At 26.9% G+C, this 22,883-nt stretch carries 22 protein-coding genes and 2 riboswitches; of the genes, 11 read left to right on the top strand and 11 right to left on the bottom strand.

Annotated features, from left to right (window positions below; all coding sequences use genetic code 11):
• Nucleotides 1–129: 129 nt before the first annotated feature.
• From ACZ5CK_RS10795 to eno, 11 genes are all read left to right on the top strand, one after another.
• On the top strand, nt 130–645 hold the full coding sequence (locus ACZ5CK_RS10795; protein ID WP_464581821.1) for a hypothetical protein: 516 nt from the start codon (nt 130–132) through the stop codon (nt 643–645).
• 1 nt (nt 646) lies between these two features.
• Complete coding sequence (amrB, locus tag ACZ5CK_RS10790) at nt 647–1,447, top strand: AmmeMemoRadiSam system protein B (RefSeq protein ID WP_464581820.1); 801 nt, start codon at nt 647–649, stop codon at nt 1,445–1,447.
• 23 nt (nt 1,448–1,470) lie between these two features.
• The gene (locus ACZ5CK_RS10785) at nt 1,471–1,812 is read left to right on the top strand and encodes an Asp23/Gls24 family envelope stress response protein (RefSeq protein ID WP_464581819.1); all 342 of its coding nucleotides are present in this window, start codon (nt 1,471–1,473) and stop codon (nt 1,810–1,812) included.
• Between the two features lie 13 nt (nt 1,813–1,825).
• A complete protein-coding gene (locus ACZ5CK_RS10780; protein ID WP_464581818.1) occupies nt 1,826–3,484 on the top strand; it encodes a DAK2 domain-containing protein in 1,659 nt (552 codons plus the stop codon).
• 12 nt (nt 3,485–3,496) lie between these two features.
• Nucleotides 3,497–4,351, top strand: coding sequence for a glycine--tRNA ligase subunit alpha (locus ACZ5CK_RS10775; protein WP_464581817.1), 855 nt, complete (start codon nt 3,497–3,499; stop codon nt 4,349–4,351).
• The gene (glyS, locus tag ACZ5CK_RS10770; protein WP_464581816.1) at nt 4,348–6,378 is read left to right on the top strand and encodes a glycine--tRNA ligase subunit beta; all 2,031 of its coding nucleotides are present in this window, start codon (nt 4,348–4,350) and stop codon (nt 6,376–6,378) included. Before ACZ5CK_RS10775 ends, glyS begins: the two co-directional genes overlap by 4 nt.
• Nucleotides 6,379–6,432: 54 nt before the next feature.
• Nucleotides 6,433–7,554, top strand: coding sequence for a TM0106 family RecB-like putative nuclease (locus ACZ5CK_RS10765; protein WP_464581815.1), 1,122 nt, complete (start codon nt 6,433–6,435; stop codon nt 7,552–7,554).
• On the top strand, nt 7,551–8,453 hold the full coding sequence (era, locus tag ACZ5CK_RS10760) for a GTPase Era (protein WP_464581814.1): 903 nt from the start codon (nt 7,551–7,553) through the stop codon (nt 8,451–8,453). Before ACZ5CK_RS10765 ends, era begins: the two co-directional genes overlap by 4 nt.
• Before the next feature lie 22 nt (nt 8,454–8,475).
• Nucleotides 8,476–9,123 carry an L-serine ammonia-lyase, iron-sulfur-dependent subunit beta gene (gene sdaAB, locus ACZ5CK_RS10755; protein ID WP_464581813.1) on the top strand — a complete coding sequence of 216 codons (648 nt, stop codon included), beginning with the start codon at nt 8,476–8,478 and terminating at the stop codon, nt 9,121–9,123.
• Nucleotides 9,123–9,986 (top strand): L-serine ammonia-lyase, iron-sulfur-dependent, subunit alpha, encoded by an 864-nt coding sequence (gene sdaAA / locus ACZ5CK_RS10750; RefSeq protein WP_464581812.1) that lies wholly within the window; start codon nt 9,123–9,125, stop codon nt 9,984–9,986. The genes sdaAB and sdaAA overlap by 1 nt, the downstream gene beginning before the upstream one ends.
• A 75-nt stretch (nt 9,987–10,061) precedes the next feature.
• Nucleotides 10,062–10,123, top strand: a riboswitch (Fluoride riboswitch).
• 60 nt (nt 10,124–10,183) lie between these two features.
• Nucleotides 10,184–11,473, top strand: coding sequence for a phosphopyruvate hydratase (gene eno, locus ACZ5CK_RS10745; protein WP_464581811.1), 1,290 nt, complete (start codon nt 10,184–10,186; stop codon nt 11,471–11,473).
• 17 nt (nt 11,474–11,490) lie between these two features.
• Here eno and ACZ5CK_RS10740 read toward each other — a convergent pair whose 3' ends face one another.
• The 11 genes from ACZ5CK_RS10740 to lnt form a co-directional block, all read right to left on the bottom strand.
• Nucleotides 11,491–12,261: a patatin-like phospholipase family protein gene (locus tag ACZ5CK_RS10740; protein WP_464581810.1), complete on the bottom strand. Its 771-nt coding sequence runs from the start codon at nt 12,259–12,261 to the stop codon at nt 11,491–11,493.
• A 76-nt stretch (nt 12,262–12,337) separates the two neighbouring features.
• A complete protein-coding gene (locus ACZ5CK_RS10735; protein WP_464581809.1) occupies nt 12,338–12,898 on the bottom strand; it encodes a riboflavin synthase in 561 nt (186 codons plus the stop codon).
• On the bottom strand, nt 12,883–13,944 hold the full coding sequence (gene ribD / locus ACZ5CK_RS10730; RefSeq protein ID WP_464581808.1) for a bifunctional diaminohydroxyphosphoribosylaminopyrimidine deaminase/5-amino-6-(5-phosphoribosylamino)uracil reductase RibD: 1,062 nt from the start codon (nt 13,942–13,944) through the stop codon (nt 12,883–12,885). The genes ACZ5CK_RS10735 and ribD overlap by 16 nt, the downstream gene beginning before the upstream one ends.
• 4 nt (nt 13,945–13,948) lie before the next feature.
• The gene (gene ribH, locus ACZ5CK_RS10725; protein WP_464581807.1) at nt 13,949–14,413 is read right to left on the bottom strand and encodes a 6,7-dimethyl-8-ribityllumazine synthase; all 465 of its coding nucleotides are present in this window, start codon (nt 14,411–14,413) and stop codon (nt 13,949–13,951) included.
• Nucleotides 14,414–14,424: 11 nt separating this feature from the next.
• Complete coding sequence (locus ACZ5CK_RS10720; RefSeq protein ID WP_464581806.1) at nt 14,425–15,591, bottom strand: bifunctional 3,4-dihydroxy-2-butanone-4-phosphate synthase/GTP cyclohydrolase II; 1,167 nt, start codon at nt 15,589–15,591, stop codon at nt 14,425–14,427.
• A gap of 94 nt (nt 15,592–15,685) precedes the next feature.
• Nucleotides 15,686–15,808, bottom strand: a riboswitch (FMN riboswitch).
• Nucleotides 15,809–15,839: 31 nt separating this feature from the next.
• Entirely contained in the window at nt 15,840–17,981 is a 2,142-nt protein-coding gene (locus tag ACZ5CK_RS10715; protein ID WP_464581805.1) for an efflux RND transporter permease subunit, read from the bottom strand.
• Between the two features lie 11 nt (nt 17,982–17,992).
• On the bottom strand, nt 17,993–18,604 hold the full coding sequence (locus tag ACZ5CK_RS10710; RefSeq protein WP_464581804.1) for a TetR/AcrR family transcriptional regulator: 612 nt from the start codon (nt 18,602–18,604) through the stop codon (nt 17,993–17,995).
• Between the two features lie 71 nt (nt 18,605–18,675).
• A complete protein-coding gene (locus ACZ5CK_RS10705; protein WP_464581803.1) occupies nt 18,676–19,689 on the bottom strand; it encodes a hypothetical protein in 1,014 nt (337 codons plus the stop codon).
• Between the two features lie 127 nt (nt 19,690–19,816).
• On the bottom strand, nt 19,817–20,707 hold the full coding sequence (locus tag ACZ5CK_RS10700) for a bifunctional enoyl-CoA hydratase/phosphate acetyltransferase (RefSeq protein WP_464581802.1): 891 nt from the start codon (nt 20,705–20,707) through the stop codon (nt 19,817–19,819).
• Nucleotides 20,708–20,747: 40 nt separating this feature from the next.
• Entirely contained in the window at nt 20,748–21,386 is a 639-nt protein-coding gene (locus ACZ5CK_RS10695; RefSeq protein ID WP_464581801.1) for an MBL fold metallo-hydrolase, read from the bottom strand.
• A 14-nt stretch (nt 21,387–21,400) separates the two neighbouring features.
• The gene (gene lnt / locus ACZ5CK_RS10690) at nt 21,401–22,879 is read right to left on the bottom strand and encodes an apolipoprotein N-acyltransferase (protein ID WP_464581800.1); all 1,479 of its coding nucleotides are present in this window, start codon (nt 22,877–22,879) and stop codon (nt 21,401–21,403) included.
• Nucleotides 22,880–22,883: the final 4 nt, after the last annotated feature.

Below are 22,883 nucleotides of genomic sequence, written 5' to 3'. Positions count from 1 at the left end.
CCTAAAATAATATCAATTGAATTTGCAATTGTTGATTCTTCTATTTTAGAAGAAACAATTCAAAAAATAGAATCAAAAATTACATCAAAAAGCATTGTAGATTCTATAAGCCAGGGTATAATAAATCCTTTGTTATATAAAGAAATACTTGATACAGCATTAAAAAGCGAGAACATAAATTCTAAATCGCATTCCAGATTGGTTTCAAAGCCAAAAATAATTTTAAAATCTGGTAGTAAATCTACTTTTAAATCAGTTTATAGAGTTCCTGTAATACAAGAAAACTCTATTCAATATATAGAAAGTGGTTTAACCTTAGAAATACAGGCAGATTATATTGAAGACCAAGATTTAATAAATATGGATATTAGTTTAAAAGTTGGGGAACCAGAAAAATCTACTGTTTCAAACTATAATGCAGAAAATTCCAGAGAAATTAATACAAAAATGATTTTGAAAAATAATTATGTTAGCATATTAGGCGGATTAAAGGTAATGAAAGAAGAAAACTTAAATTCTGGTATTCCTTTTTTAAAAGATTTACCATTTATTGGATTCCTTTTTAAAACTAATGAAAAAAGAAATAGAGAATATGATTTAAATTTATTTATATGGCCCAAATTGGTAAAATATGGGGGCGATTAAGGTGATCAGATACCCTGTTGTTGCAGGGAGTTTTTATCCAGATTCAAAATCTGAATTGATTGATACTTTAAAAAATTTTTTTGGTGAGTTACCAGAAAGAAAAGATGACTTAATACCTGTAACAGGATTGATATCTCCACATGCTGGATATGTCTTTTCTGGAAAAACAGCTTCATATGGATATTATGAAATCTTCAAAAAAGGTAAAATAAAATCTGTTATAATTATTGGACCTAATCATACTGGTATAGGTCCTGATATTTCTGTATATTCTGATGGTTCATGGATTACCCCTTTAGGTGAAGTAGAAATAGATGAAAAAGCTTTATCATTATTATCAAAGTTAAATATAAATGGAGATTATTCTGCGCATAAGTATGAACATTCAATAGAAGTTCAATTGCCTTTTTTGCAATACTTATATGGAAACAACTTTAAGATTATTCCTATTGTTTTAGGCAATCAATCTTTAGAAACAAGTAAAAAATTAGCTATTGCTTTAAAAGAAATTGCTGATGATGGTACCCTTATAATTGCATCAAGTGATATGAATCATTATGAAAGTCATGAAATAACTTTAAAAAAAGATGAGTTTATTATAGATGCTTTAAAGAAAAATAATCCAGAATTATTATATGACTATGTAAAAGAATATAATATTACTGCTTGTGGATACGGATGCATTAACACATTATTATATTTTGGTTTTAATAAAACGAGAATCTTATATCATACGACTAGCGCCGAAGCTTTTGGCGATTATTACAGAACTGTTGGATACTTATCCGCTATATTAGAATAAAAAATTACCTTGGAGGTGTAATTATGATTGTTGAAACAGAATTAGGTACAGTTACTATTAAGCCTGAAGTTTTTAATGAAATAGTATACAGAGCTGCTTTGGAATCTTATGGTACTGTGGATATTGGTAAAGGGGGTTTTTTAAATAAATTAACTTCCATGCTTCAAAAACCTCGTGAAAAAGGTGTTGAAGTTATCGAAGAAAATAACAAGGTTATTATTAACTTATATATTTATATGGAATACGGTTTACCTTTAAAGAGAGTTGCTGCAAATGCTCAAGAAAATGTTTATCATAGAATAAAGGAAGCCTTGGGGGATGTCGATGTTATTGTGAATGTAAAAGTCGTTGGAATAAAATCATAAAGAGGTGACTGAAATGACTGAATTAAAGGCAAAGGACTTTTATGTGGCATTCAAAAAGGCTGCCGAAACATTACTTGTAAATAAAGATGAGATAAATGCATTAAATGTTTTTCCTGTTCCTGATGGAGATACAGGCTCAAATATGACTTCTGGTATGCTAGAAGCTTGCGAATGGCTTGATAGAGCCAAGAATAAAAATAAAATAAAAGAAATAATGAAAAACATGAGAGATGGATTATTAATGGGTGCCAGAGGTAACTCTGGCGTTATATTATCTCAGATTTTTAGAGGTTTTACAGAAACATTAGAAGATAAGGAAACTGTAACAACAAAAGATTTCATAGAAGCATTAAAAAACGCAAAAGATGTTGCGTATCATGCTGTTATAAAACCTGTTGAAGGTACTATGTTAACATTAATAAGAAAATTAGCTGATAGGGCAGAAAAAGAATTGTCTGATATAGAAGATTTTGAGGAATTTCTAGATAAGTTATATGAAATTTCTACTGAAATTGTAGATGAAACTCCAAAATATCTAAAAAAATTACGTGATGCTAATGTTGTTGATGCCGGAGCAAAAGGTGTTAGCTATATAATTAAAGGGTTTAGAGACGCTATAAAAGGGGATACTGAAATTAACCTTGAACATATTGAAAATGCATCTCCTGAAGAAATTAGAGAAATTGCATATGAAGAAATTAAATTCCAATATTGTACAGAATGTGTATTAAAATTAAATAATCCTGATATATCAAAAGATGATTTAGAAAAAATTAGAGCATTTTTAGAAGAGATGGGAGATTCTATCGTCTTGGTTCACCAAGGAGATTTCTTAAAAACTCACGTTCATACTAATAGGCCTGGTAAAGTTTTTGAGGAATTTATTAATTATGGTGAATTATATAAAGTGAAAGTTGATAATATGAAAGTTCAACATGAACATGTGGTTGAAACTTCTGAAAATTATAATGAAAAATCTTCCCAAGAAGAGGTTGAATATGAATCAAATAATGAAAATTGGGGTGTAATAACTGTATCTCCTGGTGAAGGATTAACAAAAATATTTAAAAGTCTTGGCGTAGATAAAGTTATATTTGGTGGTCAAACTATGAATCCTAGCATAAAAGATTTTAAAGATGCTATTGACGAATTACCTCAAAAAAAGATTTTAATTTTACCAAATAATCCAAATATTATTTTAACAGCAGAAAAAGTTGCTGATATGGTTGAAGATAAAGAGGTTTTAGTTGTTAAAACAAAGTACATTCAAGAAGGTATTACCGCTATGCTTGCCTTTGATGATAATATGGACTATGATGAATTAAAAGAAGCTATTGAATCTGAAATTTCAGGTATTGTTCCTATTCAGGTAACATATGCTATAAGAGATTCTGAAATTGCTGGAGAAAAAATCAAAAAAGATGAATATCTCGTTTTTGTTGGTAAAGAATTAAAAGCACATAGTTTTAATTTAAGTGAAGCAGTATTAAAGGTTTTAAAAGAAAAAATAAATGAAGGTTTTGAAATAATGACAATGTTCTATGGACAAGATATCGAATTAAAAACCGCAGAATTAATAGCAAATGAATTAATGGAAGAATTTCCAGATTTAGAGGTAGAAATACATAACGGTGGACAACCACATTATCCGTTATTAATTTCTTTAGAGTAGGGAGGAATTACCTTGTATATACAGGATTTGATATTAAAATTAGATAAATTTTGGTCTGAACGTGGCTGCGTTATTGACCAACCATATGATATGGAAATGGGTGCAGGAACTTATCACCCATCTACTTTTTTTAAAACACTAGGTGAAGATCCTTTTTATATTGCTTTTGTTCAACCAAGTAGAAGACCTACAGACGGTAGATATGGTGAAAATCCAAATAGAATGCAGAGATTCCACCAATATCAAGTTATTTTAAAACCTTCTCCAAAAGATTCGCAGGAAATATATTTAGAATCATTAAAGGCTATTGGAATAGATCCTTTAGAACATGATATTAGATTTGTTGAAGATAATTGGGAATCTCCAACTTTAGGTGCATGGGGAATAGGATGGGAAGTATGGTTAGATGGTATGGAAATTACTCAATTTACATACTTTCAGCAAATGGGCGGTGTCCCTTTAAAACCAATATCTTTAGAAATAACATATGGTATTGAAAGATTAGCCATGTATTTACAGGGAAAAGATAATGTTTATGATACTATGTGGAATAAATATGTTACATATGGAAAGCTATTTAAGGAAAATGAAAGACAATTTTCTATTTTTAATTTCGAAAAAGCAAATATAAAAACTTTATATAATTTGTTTAATACTTATAAATCAGAATTTGAAGCGTTAATTGAACAAAAGTTATACTTACCAGCTTATGATTATCTCGTAAAAGCTGCTCATTCTTTTAATTTGTTAGATGCAAGAAATGCTATTAGTGTAAATGAACGACAAAAATATATTCTTGAAATTAGAGATATGGCAAGAAAAACTGCCCGCACATATCTAGAAGCGATTGGGGGCGATGATGAATGAAATCTTTATTGGAAATAGGCGTAGAAGAATTACCTTCAAGTGAATATGAAAACATAATAAAACAATTATATCAATATACAGAAGATGAGTTGATTAATAGAAATATTTCTTATTCTAAATTAAAAGTATTTATTGCTCCTAGAAGATTTGGAATTATTTTAGAAGGATTACCAGAAAAAGAACCAGATAAAATTATTGAAAGAAAAGGTCCTGCTAAAAATGTGGCATTTGATGAAAATGGAAATCCTGCAAGACCATATCAAGGATTTTTAAACTCTCTAAAAAATGAAAATTATGAGATTATAGAAAAGGAATTAAAAGGCAATATATATATGTTTGCAAAAATAAAAAAAGAAGGAAAAAATATTTCTGAAACCTTATCAGAAATTTATCCTTCTATTATTAAAAAACTTAAATTTAAAAAACCCATGAGATGGGGAAATGGAGATTTTGAGTTTATAAGACCTATTCATTGGATAGTGGCATTAATTGATTATGAAATTATTGACTTTGAATTATTCGGAATTAATTCTTCAAGAAAAAGTTATGGACATAGATTCCTTGGAAAAGGTGAAATTTCTATCTCTCATCCTGATAATTATATTGATCTCTTGAGAGAAAACTTCGTTGTATCTGATTATAATGAAAGAAAAGAAAGAGTTATTAAAGAATTAAAAAATGTTGCTACAAATAATGAATTAGAAATTGAAAATGATGAACATTTAATCAATGAAATTACTCAGCTTACTGAATATCCAAGTGCTGTAGTTGGAAAATTTAAAGAAGATTACTTAAATCTTCCTGAAGAAGTAATAGAAATTACTGTAAAACATCATCAAAAAAGTTTTGTCGCAAAAAAAGATGGGAAAATTTCTAATTATTATATAGCCTTTCAAGATGGGTTAAGTTCTGAAGAAAATGTTACTAATGGTTATTCAAGGGTTATAAATGCAAGGCTTGACGATGCAAAGTTTTATTATGATGAAGATTTAAATACTAATGAAAGTTCTTATCTTTCAAAATTAAAAGAAATTACTTATCAAGCTAGGTTAGGCACATATTATGATAAGATAAATGCTTTAAAAGAAATATCTAGTTTACTATCTAAAGCTTTAGATTATGATAATGAAAACCTTACAAAATCTGCTGAATTATCAAAAATCGACATACCTACTCATATTGTATATGAATTTCCAGAATTACAAGGAATAATGGGAAGAATTTATTTAAAATATCATGATTATCCTGAAGATATATATATGGTTCCAGAAGAACATTATAAACCTGTGGAAGAAAATGACGAACTTCCAAAAGAAATAAATTCTTTAATCGTTTCATTGGCTGATAAATTATATGATATTGTTGGATTTTTTGGAATTAAAAAAATCCCAACTGGTTCTAAAGATCCATTTGCATTAAGAAGAAAAGCATACGGTGTAATTAGAATTATAGTAGAAAATAATTGGGATATTGAATTAAACAATATTATGAAAGATATTGCTAAAATTATAAATATTGAATATTTAGAAAATGATATCGCTGAATTCTTTAAAAATAGATTTGAAACATTTTTATCAAGAAAAGGAATATCTACAGATGTTGTAAATTCTGTTTTGATTAACTGGAACAAACCTTTAAGAGCTTATCTTTCTGCTGAAGCATTAAACAAAGTTGTTAATTCTGAAGATTTCCAAGTTTTTATAAAAACATTCCAAAGAGTTCAAAATATTTCTAAAAATCACAATTCTTTAAAATATGAAGGTAGATTATTTAAAGAAGATGCAGAAAAAGAATTGTTTGATAAATACTTATGTGTAAAAGGCAAAATGGAAGAAAAAATAGATTATTTGAATTATGATGGCGCTATCAATGAACTTTTAAGATTAAAAGATAGCATAGATAATTATTTTGATAATGTTTTTGTTATGGATAAGGATGAAAGTATAAGAATGAATAGACTGGGATTTTTGAAAAATATTGCTAATTTATTCTTAGAATTTGGAGATATTACAAAATTATACAGCTGATGCATTATTTGAACAATGCATTTTAAAAGTGAATAAAGAAGTGGAGCTGGTAAAATGAAAATGGATCTGTTAAACTATGCAAATGTTAGAAAATGCCCTTATTTTACTCCTATTTATAAAAGACCAACAAATTATTTTGAATTTGAATATGATGGTGTTAATATCATAGCAAGTTATGAAGGATATGATCATAAAAGAAAATCTATAAAGATTAATAGAGAATCTCGAAAACTTAAATTAAGTCATATATATCATATAATTTCCGCTTACTTATATTTTACTAACAAAGGTAAGGAAGTAAGAGGTGTTGAGGTTAATTTAGAAAATAAAGTAAATTATTTTTCTGAACGTTGGATAATGAGAAAAATGCCGTTGTTAAAAAAAGAAATTGAAATATTTAAAAATAAAAAAGATAAAACTCCTGGAAATTATTGCAAGTTCTGTAAAATAAAAAATCAATGTCATATGGAATTGTTAGAAAAAGGCGATATCTCCATTGTACCAGGAATATCAAAAAGTTATCTTAATCTATTAAAAGATATAAATATAAACCCACTAAAAGCCGTTGAATCCAATAAAATAGAAAAAGTTCCACCACAGTTTAGAAAACCTTTATATAATTTAAAATCTTTATTGATTAATAAACCTATAATAATAAATAAATTCGATATTCCAGATAAGTATATAGTATATGATGTTGAAACATATAGAGAACTAGATTTCTTACATGGCATTCTTATAAAAGGGAAATATAAACCATTTTTAAATATAGAAAATACTGATGATAATCTTGAAAATTTTCTGAAATTTATAGATTCTACAAAAGATATAATTGTCCATTATGACGTATATGATATAAAAAGACTTCAATTGATTACTAAAAATATATCTCATCTATACAAATATCTATACAAAATTGAAGATAGATCATATGACTTATATGAAAAAATACAAAAAAATGTATCTTTACCCGTAACTTCTTACTCATTGAAAGATATAAGTAAATATTTTGGTTATAAATGGAGAACTGATTTAACAGGATATGCTATATTTATTGAATATAAAAATTATCTTAGAGGACATAAAGAAAGTTTAGAAAAAATACTCACATATAATGAAGATGACTGTAGATCCACAGCTTTAGTAATGGAAAAATTAAGGGAGTTGATGAAATGAAAAGTGGTTTTGTAGCTGTTGCAGGAAAACCAAATGTTGGTAAATCAACATTAATAAACGCTTTAATGAAAAGAAAAGTGGTAATAGTTTCAGATAAACCACAAACGACAAGAAACAGAATTAATTGTGTTTTAAATACTCCTGAAGCTCAAATTGTTTTGGTTGATACTCCAGGAATTCATAAACCCTTACATAAATTTGGGGAATATATGGTAAAAATTGCAGTTAATGCATTAAAAGGGCAAGATTTAATATTGTTTTTAATTGATCCTATAGACATGGTAAGAGAATCTGATTTAAATATTGCAAAAATAATTAAAGAAGCTAATATTCCTACAATTTTAGTAATCAATAAAATCGATGCTGCAACCCAAGAACAAATCCAAGAAGCGGAAAGAAGAATTAAAAGTGTACTTGATGAAAATTCAAATATTATTGCTGAATTTAAAATCTCTGCATTAACTGGAAAAAATCTAAATGAGTTATTAGAAAAAATAATAGAAACATTACCAGAAGGACCTCAATATTATCCTGAAGATATGACAACTGATAGACCACTAGCTTTTATGATATCAGAATTAATAAGGGAAAAAATTTTTCACTTAACCTCAGAGGAAATACCCCATTCTACAGCAGTTGTTGTTGAAGAAATAACTAATAAAGAAAATTTAGTATATATTAGAGCAGAAATTTATGTTGAAAGACCTTCACAAAAAGGTATTATAATTGGGCAAAAAGGTAGAATGATTAAAAAAATTGGTATGCTTGCCAGAAAAGATATTGAAAACATATTAGATGATAAAGTATATTTGGACTTATATGTAAAAGTAAAAGATAAATGGAGACAAAAAGATTCTATAATATTAAATACTATTGGAATGAGGGATGATTTAGATTAATCTACTGATTTGAGGTGAAACTATGAGTATGTTGGATGTTGTTGGTCCTGTTATGGTTGGTCCTTCTAGCTCTCACACTTTAGGAGCTTTAAAGATTGCAAGATTTGTATATAAGTTAATTAATGGTATTCCTGATGAAGTCGAATTTCACCTTCATGGTTCTTTTGCTCAAACATATCTTGGACACGGTACAGATAGAGCTTTGATTGCTGGTGTATTAGGCTTAAGAGAAGATGACTACAAAATAAAAAATGCATACGATTTAGCAAATAAAAAGAATTTAAAATTTAAATTTATTAAAACTGATTTAGGTGATGTTCATCCAAATACTGTATTAATAAGAGCTAAAAAAAATGACCGTATTAATGAAGTCCAGGGAGTTTCTATTGGTGGTGGTGCTATTAAAATTACAAAAATTAATGGAGTTGATTGTGATTTAAGTGGTGATTATAATACATTAATTATCGTCAATAGAGATGTTAAAGGCGCTTTGGAAAATATATTAAGTGTTGTTCATGTTAATGTAGCTAATTTATATTTAAAAAGAACAAGTATTTTAGAAGGACGTTCTTTAACTATTTTAGAACTCGATGAAAAACCTGATAATTTAAAAGATTTAGATAATATCGAATGTGTTATAAAGTATTTTTATGTTGGAAGTGATAATTAATGACATTTAAAAATTTATTAGAAATATGGAAAGGAACAAATATTTCATTTGATGAAGTTATTTTAACTGAAGAAATGGTAGAAACAGGTATGGATCCTGTTAATATAAAAAATAATATGAAGAAATTAGTAGAAGTAATGATTACTGAAGCAGAAAAAAATTATGGAAAAAAACATGAAACATTAACAGGTTTAACTGGAAATAATGCTTTTAAATTATTTAATAATACACCAAAAATGTTGAGTGAATTTAATTATGTTGCCACTATAACTGCAATTTCTACAGCTGAAAATAATTCTGCAATGGGAAGAATTGTTGCTTGTCCAACAGCTGGTGCTTGTGGAGTTGTTCCTGCTGTTTTATATGCTTTAAAAAAAGTTCATAATGCTACTGAAAATGATCTTCTTTCATCTTTTATTGTTGCTGGAGCTATAGGTAATATTATAGCTAAAAAAGCTACTATTTCTGGAGCTGCTGGTGGATGTCAGGCAGAAATTGGCACGGCTGCTGCAATGGCATCAGCCGCCTTAACATATTATTTTTCACACGATGCAGAAAAATGTGGTCATGCATCTTCTTTAGCCTTGAAATCATTAATGGGTCTTGTATGTGATCCTGTTGGAGGATTTGTTGAAGTACCATGTGTAAAAAGAAATGCATCTGCTGCTAATGTTGCAATTACAACTGCTGAAATGGCTTTAGCTGGGGTAGAAAGTGTTATTCCATTTGATGAAGTTGTAGATGCAATGTATAGAGTTGGAAAAATGATGCATGAAGATTTAAGAGAAACGGGAAATGGTGGAATTGCTGCTACACCAACTGCTAAAAAATTAGTTGAAGATATTAGAAAAAGATGGAAATAATAATTTAACACTTTTATTCATTAATATACATCTTTATTGTAGTATACTATAATATTTTATGTTATAATATTATTGAAATTAATAGGTGATGGAGCTCGCCATAATTTCTCGTTAGAGATGATAGCCCCTATAATGGTAGTATTTTTTACTATCACTATAGGGGCTATTTTTATTTAATAAATTAAGGAGGGAAAAAAATGAAAGCTATTATTAAAGAAGTTTCAGCTATGGAAATTTTAGATTCAAGAGGTAATCCTACTGTTGAAGTAGAAGTAACTTTAGAAGATGGCACTATTGGAGTTGCTGGTGTTCCTTCTGGTGCATCTACGGGTATTCATGAAGCAGTAGAGTTACGTGATGGTGATAAGAAAAGATATAATGGGAAGGGTGTTTTAAAAGCTGTTAATAACGTTAATGAAAAAATTGCTCCAAAAATTATTGGCTTAAGTGCATTTGAACAATCAACTATTGATAATTTAATGATTGACTTGGATGGAACACCAAACAAAGCTAATTTAGGAGCTAATGCTATTTTAGGAGTTAGCCTTGCTATTGCAAGAGCATCTGCTAATTATCTAAAAATACCTCTTTTTGAATATATTGGTGGAATTACTGCAAGAAGATTACCTACACCTATGTTTAATATATTAAATGGTGGCGTTCATGCAAATTGGCAAGGCCCTGATCTTCAAGAATTTATGATCTGTCCCGTTGGAGCTCCAAATTTTAGAGAAGCATTAAGATGGGCTAGCGAAACTTATCATACTTTAAAATCTGTTTTAAAATCAAAAAATTATTCTGTAGGTGTTGGTGATGAAGGTGGATTTGCTCCTTCACTAAAATCTAATTCAGAAGCTCTTGATGTTATAGTAGAAGCAATAGAAAAAGCTGGTTATAAACCTATGGAAGATATTGCAATTGCCATGGATCCTGCATCAAGTGAATTTTACGATTCTGATTCAAATTTATACATTTTAAAGTCAGAAGGTAAAAAATTAACTGCTGAAGAAATGGTTGATATGTATGCTAAATGGATAGAAAAATATCCTATTATTTTAATTGAAGATGGACTTTCTGAGGATGATTGGGAAGGTTGGAAAATATTAAATAAAAAACTTGGTAATAAAATTGAACTTGTTGGTGATGATTTATTTGTTACTAATGTAAAAAGAATTGAGAAAGGTATTGTGGAAAATGTAGCCAATAGTACTTTAATAAAATTAAATCAAATTGGAACACTAACTGAAACTATTGCAGCAATAAAATTAGCATATAGTGCCGGGTGGGGAGCCATGGTATCTCATAGAAGTGGTGAAACTGTTGATAGTTTTATATCAGATTTTGTTGTGGGTATGGATACAGGACATATTAAAACTGGGGCTCCTTGTAGAGGAGAAAGAATTGAAAAATATAATCAATTGTTAAGAATTGAAAAGAAATTAGGGAAATATGCTGAATATGCTGGAAGAAATGGATTTGTAAGATAAGAAAATAGGGAGATTTATTATCTCCCTATTTTCTTAGATAAAATCTCTTTAGCATCATTATATCCCATATTTATTAATTTTTCAGAATAATCTGCAGAAAAATTCAATGGAAAAGGTACAGAATCTGAAGGTCTAATTATTATTACATTCTTTTTTGTCTTTAAAATACTGTATATCAACCAATCTGTTGGTAAATCTATTACAGGATATACCGCAATAACCCTATCATAACCATATCTGTCCGCCAATAATGCTGGATAAGTATTGGAAAATACACCACCATCAGTATATTTTTTTCCATCTATCTCAATAGCTCCAAATAAAGGATAACTGGCACTCGCAAATATATAATCTATCATTTTTCCTTTCATTTCTTCTTTTCTTATAAAAACAGGTTTAAAATCTGTCATATTAAATGTTAATATTCCGTAATCATATTTTGATTTTAATATTAAATCTTCAGATATAATTTTTTTCAATAATTTATATAATGGTGATGGATTTAAAATAAATGGTTTTATTTTAGAAACATGATTTTCTGTATTAAAATTAAAAATATCTTCATCATTTATACTTTTCCATAAATTTTCAACTTCATCTAATTTTCCCATAACAAAACCTGCACCATTTAATGCTCCAGCAGAAACTCCATAAACTCCATCTATTTCAATATTACTTTCTGTAATATATTTTAATACACCTATTTCATATGCTCCAGCAGCTCCACCACCGCCGAGCACCAATAATGTTTTTGAAAAAATACTTATACTAATTAATATAAATATCATAATAATTATTTTTTTTATATTATCACTTCCAATATTATTTTTATCTTGATCTCACATATTATACCATTTATATATTTTATTTGCTAACAATATTTTTAACATATTTAGCAAATATATCTATCTCATAATTAACTAAATCACTGGATTTTAAATATTGTAAATTCGTATTTTTAAATGTATGATCAATTACTTGCACATTAAATGAATCCACATCCTTTCTTGCAATAGTTAGACTTATTCCATTTAGAGTAATTGACCCTTTTTCAATAACAGCCCATTTTTCATATGGCATCTTAAATTTCATCCAATATGTATTATGTGATTTTATAATATTTAAGAATTTTATTGTCCCATCAACATGACCAGATACTATATGTCCTCCAAGAAGATCCGAAACCCTTAATGCTCTTTCTAAATTAACAAATTTATTATTATAATATCTTAAATTAGTTCTACTATATGTTTCTTCACCGATGGAAAAATATAATTCGTTATTTATTATATTTTCAACAGTTAAACACACGCCATTTATTGCTATGCTTTCACCTAAACTTACATTTTCAAAAATATTAGGTATAATAATTTGATTATTTTTTATTTTCATTTTTTCCACTTTTTGAATTATTCCTGTAAACACGGTTTCAACTCCCAATAGATATCATTTTCTATTCTTTTATTTTTTATTGTTTTCAATTTTATAGAATTTTCAATCTTGTTAATTGTGAGATTTCCAAATGGAGATAAGCCATTACCAATTATTTTCGGAGAATAAAAAACATGCATTTTATCAACCAAATTATTTTTTAAAAACATTGATAATATTGATGAACCACCTTCAACAAGAATACTATCTATGCCTTTATTATATAAAATATTAATTATATTAAAAATATCTGTTTCTCTTATTATTTCTGTATTTTCAGGAACATTTATAACGGTTTTTTCTGTAAAAATAATATTTTTTCCATTTTCGTTAAAAATATTCAATTTTTTATTTTCAAATAATCCATTTTTATCTAATATTATTCTTATTGGATTTCTTCCATTTTTTATTCGACAGGTTAATTTAGGATTATCTGTTATTAATGTATTTGCTCCAATCAAAATGGATGAATAATAATTTCTAAGATTGTGAACAAGTTTTCGAGATTTTTCGTTTGATATCCATTTAGAATCATAGTCTTTTGTTGCTATATATCCATCTAAAGTCATTGCAAATTTTAAAGCTATAAAAGGTCTTTTTTTAGTTATATATGTAATAAAAATCTCATTTAACTCTTTTACTTTTTCTTCTAATATTCCATATTCTACCTTTATGCCAGCATCTTCTAATATTTTTTTACCTTTCCCATTTACTAATGGATTTGGATCTAACATTCCAATATAAACTTCTTTAAATCCTTCTTTAACCAATCTATGAGCACATGGTGGGGTTTTTCCATAATGCGAACATGGTTCCAGTGTTACATACATTGTTGAGTTTTTTATATCAATTCCCTTATTTTTTGCATTTTCTATTGCTACAATCTCAGCATGTCTTCCACCATAAAATTCATGATAACCTTTTGATATTATTTTCCCATTTTTTACTATAACTGCTCCAACTAAAGGATTAGGATTTACCTTTCCGATTCCTTTTTTAGCTTCATTTATTGCTATTTTCATATAATATTCATGATTCATAATATCATTCCTTTAATTGTTTATTTAAATTAGCCATTTCTATTGCTGCCATTGCAGCTTCAAATCCTTTATTACCTGCTTTTGCTCCGGATCTATCTATACTTTGCTCTAATGTTTCTGAAGTAACCACTCCAAAAGTTACTGGAATATTAGATTCAAGATTTATCTGCGCAATTCCTTTTGAAACTTCATTAGCCACAACTTCAAAATGATATGTTTCTCCTCTAATTACAACACCTAATGCTATTATTGCATCATAATCTTTTTTTATTAATTTTTTAGTTATAAATGGAATTTCAAAAGCGCCTGGAACCTTAAACACATCAATATTATCTTCTTCAACATTATGTCTTTTTAATGCATCTAATGCCCCTTCTAATAATTTCTCTGAAAAGAATGAATTAAATCTTGATACCACTATAGCAAATTTTAAATCTTTTCCATTAAATACTCCTTCAATAACTTTCATATGTATACCTCCTAAATTTTAATATTATGATTCATTTTTTCTTTTTTTATCTTTAAATAAAATCTATTTTCTTCTGTTATTTCACCTAAATGTTCTTCATTCCTTACTACATCTATTCCATATTTTCTTAATTGATTTACTTTATCTGGATTATTTGTCATTAAAATGATGCTTTTTATATTTAATGATTTTAATATTTGAGCTGCTATTGCATAATCCCTATTATCTATAGGCATTCCAATTTCCAAATTAGCTTGTACTGTATCTAAACCTTTATCCTGCAACTCATATGCTTTAATTTTATTTGTAATACCTATATCTCGACCTTCTTGTCTTAAATAAATTATTAATCCATTACCTACTTCATTTATCTTTCTCATTGCTTTATGCAATTGGCTTCCACAATCACATTTTCTTGAGGATAATATATCTCCAGTCACACATTCAGAATGTATTCTAACTAATAATGGTTCTTTTTTTAGAGAACCTTTATATATAGCGAAATGTTCTTTTTCATCCAGATTGTTTTCAAATCCAATTATTTTAAAATCACCATATCTTGTGGGTAATTTAGCCTCTGATATGGGTTTTACAAAAAGTTTTTTTCTTATAACCTCACTATATATATCTTTTGTATTTAATAATGGTAATTTGAATTCTTCAGAAAGACTTTTAATATATTCATAATTATGAGAATTTCCATTTTCATCTAATATTTCAATTAATATTGAAAATGATTTTAAATTTAATAATTTCATTAATTCAATCGATGCTTCTGTATGTCCTTTACGTTTATTTATTCCAACACTTCCTAATAATTGAACATGTCCTGGATATTTAAAATGACTTATGTTTAAATTATTCGAAAAATTTTTAATTGTTTTAGATCTTTCTTCTACAGATATACCTGTTTTTGTATCTTTGTAATCAATAGTAATAAAATAATTGGTTTTTAATTTATCATAATTATTTGTTGGTAATTTAAAAAATCCCTTATTTAGTAAATATTCTTCTTCCGCTGCTAAACATAATAATCCCTTACCTTTAGTAATAAAAAAATTAATTATTTCCTCATTTACCATTTGAGCAGGAAAAACTAAATCAGCTTCAACTTCTTTGTCTTCATCCCAAATAATAACTGGTTTATTCATTTCAAATGTTTTTAAAATATCTTCCATAATTTCGCCTCCTAAAAATAAAATTGCCCTGGATTTCTCCAGGGCAATAATTATAATATATCATTTAATATAGAATACACTTATCCCACATTCTATGTTTCTCCTCCCATCCAGACTTTAACTGTCGGCTCTGGAATTTCACCAGATCAACCTTATAACATAAGGCTCGCGGGCTTTAACCGCCGGTCGGGAATTTCACCCTGCCCCGGAGAATATTCACTTTTAATATATTATATCACATAAAAATACTATTTAACATTTTTGTTATTTTCATATTTTAAGAAATTTGGTAATAACATTAATGTGAACATCGATGCACTAATCATGCCTACCCACATTATTATTGATAAGTAGGTATGGAATGTAAATGGTGAAAAATTCAAAATAGATAATCCCAAAGCCAATCCTATAGCATTAGCCAATATAGGTTTTTGAACAACATTAAATGTTTCTTCTATTGGATTTTTACTCCTTGTCTTATAATATCTATATGTTCCTATCATATGAATTGCATAATCAACACCAACACCTATTGTGATATTAGCCATTAATGCACTTTGAATATTTAACGGAATTTTAAACAATGCCATTATTCCAAATTCTGCTAATAATGCTCCTATTAAAGGCAATATTCCATAAAATGAAATTTTTAAGCTTCTTATCATTATAAATATAGAAATAAATACTAAAATTAAACTAATAATAATACTTTTTATTTGACTATTTAAAACTGTTGTATTCATTTCATTAAACACATAAGGCATTCCAGAAATTTTTATATCTTTGAATACTCCATCTTTTTTTAAATTTTCAACTGCATCTTGAACCTTTTCCAAAGTCATTTGAGAATTATCTTTTGTTGTAATTATTCCTAAGTAACTCTTTCCTTTTATTAAATCGAATAACGGAATAGATGGATTATTTTTAATTGCATTTTTTATTATTAATATTTGAATTGGATTTGGATATGATTTGAAATTAAAAAATTCTTTTCCCATTACATCTAAAAATTGTTGTGGATAATTAAACATTGATATCTCATCGCTTAGTGTATTTTCAAATTTTTTCATTTCATTTAAATATGTTTTATCTAATGGATCTTTTGTTGTTTGAAAATCAACCATAACTGGTATATTAAAATCAAATACTGATGTTAATTTTTCATAATCCTTTCTAACTTTTGTATAACCTTTAAACATACTTATTTGATCAAATTTTACGGTTATTGTAGGAATTAGTAATACAAATATCAAAATTAAGATTATATATGTGAATACACCTTTTCTATTCCAAAATTTTTTAATAAAAGAAACATCAAACATATGTGCTCTTTTTCTTTTTAACTCAACATCACCCGCAATAATAACTGGTAATATATATAATGTTGCTATACCTGCAAAGCCAATACCAAAAGATGTCCAAATACCCATTTCCTTCATCATATTTGAATTAATAAACATCATAGAAATAAATCCTATTATTGTAGTAACTGTTGTCATTATCATTGCAATACCTGTACTTTTTAATGTTTCTATAACTGCACTTTTTTTGTCTAATCCTCTTTCTATATATTCTACATAATGAGTTAAAAAATGCATACCATCAGCACTACCCATAATAATAGTAAATATAGGTACTAAAACACTTGCTATACTCAATTCCCTTCCAGACCATCCCATTAATCCTAAGGTCCATAATGCTCCTAATCCTGCAGGGATAACAGAAAACAACGCTAATTTTTTTGATCCTAATTGAAGAGAAAAGATTAATAACATTGTTAAAAATGCAAACGGTGGTAAAAATATTACAATGCTCAACAGATAGTCAAATAATTTTTTCGTAAAATATAACGTTCCTCCACCATAATGAGTTACATTTTTTAATTTCTCTTCTATTTGATCTACTACCTTAAAATCTTCACTTTTTAAAGGAATTGTTAGTAAAGTATAATATTTACCATCTTTTTCTTTAAAGAACTTATCTTTAAACATCGATATTTGAGAAATCTTATTTAAAAAACTCTCATTAATATCTTCAGGTGATTTTATATTATATCCAGGAAATGATTGAGGAAATAAACTGGAAATAAAATTTATTCCTTTTATACTCTCTAATTCTCTTTGCAATGACCATAATTTTCTATATAAATCTAAATCTTCCAATGGATTTTTATCCGTTTCAAGCATTACTATTAATTGATCTGATAAATCATACTTTTTTTCTATAATAGAATAATTATCTAAATATTTCGAGCTACTTGGTAAAAAGGTTTTCATATCAACGTTTAATCTAATTTGTATTAACCCTATTAATGCTGTGATATTAATTATTACTAATAATATCAATAGTTTTTTTCTGTTATTAAATATGAATTCCACATATCTTTCCATAACCTCATCACCTACTCCTTTAATTTTTTTAAAGCTCCATATAAATATATATCTGCTATATAATCTGGATAAATTTCATAAAATTCATCATCAAACTTTGTTCCTGTTATCTGAGTAGCTATATCTTTTAATAAAAAGTGTGAAAAAATCATACCACTTAATGCAGGACCTATTATTTCATATTTAATATTGCTATTAAACCCTTTAAATTCATCTAAAAATATTCTTCCTAATATAATTTTTTTCATTTTCTCTGTTCTATATTCTATTAAATCTATGTCATCATCTGGAATTTGTGTCATAATAATTTTAAACATTTTCTCATTTTTTCTTAATGCTATTACTAAAGATTTAATAGCCATTCTGATTCTTTCTTCAAAGTTTTTTTCTTCTACGTGTTCCTTATTTAAATACTCTTCCATATAAGAAAAAAATAGTTCCATTATCTCTTTTAAAATACCTTTTTTAGATCCAAAATGATAATTTATCATAGACGGACTAACTTTTGCTTTTTTAGATATTTCTCTAACTCCTGTTGCCTCAAAACCTTTTTTATAAAATAATTCTATAGAGGTATTTAATATCTTTTCTTTTAATGAATTAATAATTTCACCGCCTTTCAAACGAACGTTCGATTTAATTATAACTCATTTTATTTTATTTGTCAACAAAAAAAAGACCCTTTCGGGTCTTTTTATTCATTAATAAAAATACTTATAATATCTGAAAGTATTTCTAATTCCAAATCTATTAATATATCTTCTCTTTCTTCATTTATTTTAAGTAATATATTTGTATTTTCATCGATAGATGTTAGCTCAAAATATTCACCAGATAACTCATTAAATGTAATTACATTTATATTATTTTTTCTATATATGTCTTTTATTGATATTTCTTTAATTTTCAAACTTTCATATCCTATTTCATTTATTATATTAAATTTGTCATCTTTCATCTCAATTATTATTCCTTTTTCAATAAATGGCATATTAGAAATTATATGTTTTAATATTTCATTAGAATATAATGTTTTTCTACCTTTATTTATATATAATGATATTAGTTTCATTAAAATATCTTTAAATATTTTTACTCTAGATAAAAATTCTTCTCTTAATCTTTCATATTTTTCTCTTTCATTAATTGTATTCTTCATAGAATCTTTTATTTCTTCTTCTTTCATTTTAAACTTAATAAAAATATAGGCTATATTTGCAAATACTTTCATTAAATCTTTTGATTTATCTGAAAATCTTTTTTCACTACTTTCAGAAATATCTAAAGAAAATATTAAATAATACTTTCTATTTAATTCTAAAGCATAAACTATAGATTGTTTACATGATTTTAATGATTTTTTTAATTGTTTAATTTCATTAATGGTAAAATATTTTTCAAATCTTTCTAATACATTTCCCTCAATAATCTTTCCATTTATAGCTTCTAATATTTCTAAATCTAAATTTTTAATATGATAAGAAAATTTAGATAATTTTTTTATATCATGTCCAACTGCAGCAAACCAATTAATCTTTTTTTGATCAGGTAATAACATTATTAATGAAGCATAATCTGCTTCTGGAATAACATTAATTGCTAATTGTAATATTTTTTCAAAATATTCATCTACATTTTCTACATGATCATATGTATCTTCCAACAGTTTAACTAATTCTGGTAAATTATCATTTATATTATTATACATAATCTCCTCACCTTATTTAACATTTTGTATCATTTTATTTATGCAATAATTATATCACTACTTTATATTTATTGCAAATATAAAGTAATCCCAATTCAATGATTCTTGAATTGGGATTACTATGTTATTATTTTTCTGCTTTTAATACCGCTAATGCTAATGATGCTAATTTTGATTCTGCTGTATCTGCCCTTGAAACAATAACAATTGGAGCTTTTGCACCTAATACAAGTCCTGCAATTTTTCCATTTGCAAGATATATAGCTGATTTTCCTAAAATATTTCCTGCATGTATGTCTGGAACCACTAATATATCTGCATGTCCAGCAACATCGCTCTTTATTTTCTTTATTTTAGCTGCCATTTCACTTAACGCATTATCCAAAGCTAAAGGTCCATCAACTATACATCCTTTAATTTGACCTCTTTTATTCATTTGGGTTATTATTGCAGCATCCATAGTTTCTGGCATATCTGGATTTACAACTTCAACTGCTGCTAATAATGCTACTTTTGGTGTTTCAATTCCCATAGAATGTGCTAATTCTACTGCATTGTTTATTATTGCTACTTTTTGATCTAATGTTGGTTTTATAATCATACCACCATCTGTAACTATTTTTAATGAATCTAAAGCTTCTGTTTCAATTATTGCAACATGACTTAAAACACTACCTGTTCTTAAACCCCATTCTTTATTTAAAACGGCTTTTAATAATTTTGATGTTTTAATAAGTCCTTTCATGACTATATCAGCAGCTCCTGAAGATACTAGCCTTACTCCTTGTTCTGCTGCTTCTTCTTCTGTTTTTGCATCAATAATATCAAATTCTCTACCTAATTCTTTTAAATTTTCTTCTATAATTTCTTTTTTTCCTACCAAAACCGGATCTACAAAACCTTCATCATATGCTGCAGACACTGCTTTTAATGCTTCATTATCTTCTGCACCAACTACTACTACTCTTTTTTTACTTACAATTTTTGCTTTTTCTATAACTTCCTTTAATGTTTTCAACTTTAATTCCCCCTTTGACTATATAATAATTTTGATTATTCTAAATATTAAATAATAATATTTTGGATCCTGATACTTTTATTTGTTCTTTACTAATTTCATATTCCTTTCCAACATTAACCACTGTTCTCATTGTTTTATCTATAAAATTTTCTACAGTATTTATTGGAAATTTTATATATTTTGTTTTAAAATGCATAGGTATTATTATTTTTGGATTTAATATATTTATTATTTCTTTTGCTTCTTCTGCATCAATAGTATAATATCCACCTACTGGAATCATTACTATATCTATGTTTTCCAATTCTTTCATAACAGAATCATCAGGTATATGTCCTAAATCTCCAAAATGTGCCGCTGTTAAACCATCAGAAAATTTAAATTTAAAAATGATATTTTCTCCTCTTTCTCGCCCTTTTACTTTATCGTGATATGTTTTTAGTCCTATTATCTTAACTCCTTTTGACAAATGTTCTCCTGGAGTGTTAATAAGAATATATTTTCCCTTAATTAAATGATGTGCATTGTGATCAAAATGTTGATGACTTTCGGTAATTATATCTGGTTGATAATTTGGCAATGGATATCCTACTGTTTCATTAAACGGATCAGTTAATATTTTTACATTCATATATTCTATTCCAAAACTAGAATGCCCAAACCATTTTATTTTCATCGTTTCTCACCTCCTTATATTAAACTAAATAAAATAGATAATATAAATATTAATACAATAATCACATCAGCATATTTTGTATATAATGTTTCTTTTTTCTCAATGGGAACATAAAAATTTTGATTCGCATAAGTTTTTATTGGTAATGTCTCTATTATCCTTCCATATTTATCTATAATTCCAGTTATGCCTGTATTTGAAACTTGAATAAAGGTTCTTCTGTTTTCAATTGCTCTAAATACACCTTTTGAAAAATGTTGAATTAATGCTGTTTTATTATTAAACCATCCATCATTACTTATAGCCACTAAAAACTCTGCTCCGTTTTTTACAAATTTTCTTGAAATAGAAGGAAAATATGTTTCAAAACAAATTTGGACACTAAATTTATTATCATTTAATTTTAAAACTGAATAATCTGTACCGGGTGTATAATAATTAACTAATTTAAAAAAAGAAAACATTTTAAATATACTTTCATATGGTAAAACTTCAGCAAATGGAACTAATTTTGTTTTATTATATATTTTTTCTATTTCACCGTTCTTATTAAAATATATGGCACTGTTATAGAATTTTCTTTTTTTATAATCCACTGTTGGAAATCCCATAATCCAATTTTTATTTGATATTTTTATAGCTTCTTGAATTATTTTAAATATATCACTATCTCTTATATCTTTAATAAATACAGCTTCTGGTAATATTAATAAATCAGTTTTATCATTATTTTCTTGCAAATAATTAGATATTTCAACATATGAATTCCACGTATTATCAGAATATTTTACTTCTTGAGGAACATTTGTTTGAAAAACACTTACTTTTACTGCGTTTTTATTCATAACTTTTAATGGCAATTTTTCTGTTATTGTAAAATTTATTAAATAAATAACTCCAATAAGAACGATAGCATATTTTATTCTTTCTCTTTCAGGTGTAAATGCAATTACCGAATTAACTATCAATATTAATATTGTTAATCCGATTGTTCCTGTAAATGGTACTATTTGTAAAAGGCCAATATGTTGATATAATGCATCAGATAAATTGCCACCTGTAAAAGCAAAATCTCCAAATTCTTTTAACATTTCCGCTGCTGCATAGGAAAATGTAGAAAAAAGTAATAATGATTTAAAATTCACAACCCTGGATTTTCTAAAATAAAGTTCTCCTAAAAACCATATGATATAATATGGTAGTGTTAATATAAATACTAATAAAAAGAAAGATAATAAGCCCAAATATCCTGGAAATGTATTTAATACTTCAGGAATATTTTTTGATAATACGGGTATCTCCCACCATAATGTGGTAGTCATTAACGAATAACTATATAAAAAGATTTTTAATAATCTCTCCAATGTGCCTTTAGATTTAGAAAATGAATAAATAAAAGGTGCTACAGAAAACCATATTAAAAATGAAAAAAGATTTCCTGGCATAGCTAAACCAGTTAAAACTCCTGAAATAATGGGTAGTAAATAATTCAAAAAT

The organism is Marinitoga okinawensis (genome assembly GCF_055387075.1).
The sequence above is the reverse complement of the archived record's forward strand: the minus strand, read 5'-3'. Positions and strand labels throughout refer to the sequence as shown.